General features: G+C 67.0%; 1 protein-coding gene. It reads left to right on the top strand.

What is annotated here, in order from left to right; all coding sequences use genetic code 11:
• Positions 1-57: 57 nt before the first annotated feature.
• Positions 58-1,242, top strand: a complete 1,185-nt coding sequence (locus tag AC07DA_RS36060) for an IS701 family transposase (protein ID WP_479132482.1) — start codon at positions 58-60, stop codon at positions 1,240-1,242.
• Positions 1,243-1,406: the final 164 nt, after the last annotated feature.

Here is a 1,406-nt window from a genome sequence, read left to right as displayed (position 1 = left end):
CTAGTACTGCAACGGTCCTTGCCGTGACTGATGGCCAGGTCGGTCGTTGGTGTGGTTATGGGTGGGGACCTTGCTGATGTCAGGCTGTGGGCGGGTGAACTGCACGCTGTGCATGAGCGGTTCGTGCACCGGTTCAGCAGATCGGAGCCCCGGGAGTCGGTACTTGCTTACATGCAGGGCCTGATCTCTCCGCTGCAGCGGAAGAACGGCTGGACGCTGGCGGAGGAAGCCGGCCACGCGGGCCCGGACCGGATCCACCGGATGTTGAACCGGATCGAGTGGGACGCCGATGAGGTGCTCGACGACGTGCGTCAGTACGTGGTCGACAACCTCGGCGACCCCGACGCCGTCCTGGTCGTGGACGACACGGGCTTTCTGAAGAAGGGGACTCGGTCGGCCGGGGTGCAGCGGCAGTACTCCGGCACCGCGGGGCGAACGGAGAATTGCCAGGTCGGCGTCTTCCTCGCCTATGCCACCGACCGCGGGCGGACACTGATCGACCGGCGTTTGTATCTGCCTACGTCCTGGACCGATGACCGGGAAGGGTGCCGCCGGGCCGGCATCGACGACGAGGTCGCCTTCCAGACCAAGGTGGCCATGGCCAAGGCGATGGTCCGCCGCGCCATCACGGACAAGATCCCGTTTCGCTGGGTGACCGCGGACGCCGCCTACGGGTTCAGCAAAGGCTGGCGGTCGGAGCTGGAGCGGGCGGACGTTTTCCACGTCATGGCCACCACCCGGCACGACACCGTGGTCACCCGCTGGGCGATCGACCATCCCGTCCACGACCTGTTCAACGGCCTTGCCCGGCAGAAATGGAAGCGCCGTTCCTGCGGCACCGGGGCCCACGGCCTGCGGATCTACGACTGGGCACGTGTGGAAGTACGGCCCTGGCACCGGCCCGACCGCCGCCACTGGGTCATCGCCCGTCGCAGCGTCGCCCGCCCGCAAGAGATCTCCTACTACATCGCCTACTGCCCCGCCGGGACCACGCTGGACGACCTGATCCGCATCGCGGGCAGCCGATGGGCCATCGAGGAATGCTTCCAAAGCGCCAAGCAGGAATGCGGCCTGGACGACTACCAGGTCCGCCGCTATCCCGGCTGGCACCGCCACATGACCCTCGCCATGGCCGCCCACGCCTGCCTGACCGTCCTGCGAGCCCGCGAGCTGGATGCCGGAAAAGCAGAAACGGATCCTCCCAGCTCGTCCACCTCAGCCTCGCCGAGATACGACGGCTGATCACCCGCCTAACCGACCGCCGACCCACACCCGTCGAGCACATCCTGCACTGGTCGACCTGGCGCCGACGACGACAGCACCAGGCCCGCACCAGCCACTACAAACGACGCGGACACAGCCCCTGACCTGGCCATCAGTCACGGCAAGCACCGTTGCAGTACTAG

The organism is Streptomyces sp. NPDC044921, assembly GCF_056432865.1.
Note: the sequence above shows the minus strand (reverse complement) of the source record. Positions and strands in the feature narration are given on the sequence as shown.

Coding starts and splice junctions, on each gene's coding strand:
- AC07DA_RS36060 (WP_479132482.1), top strand. CDS start 58: ATGGGTGGGGACCTTGCTGATGTCAGGCTGTGGGCGGGTGAACTGCAC.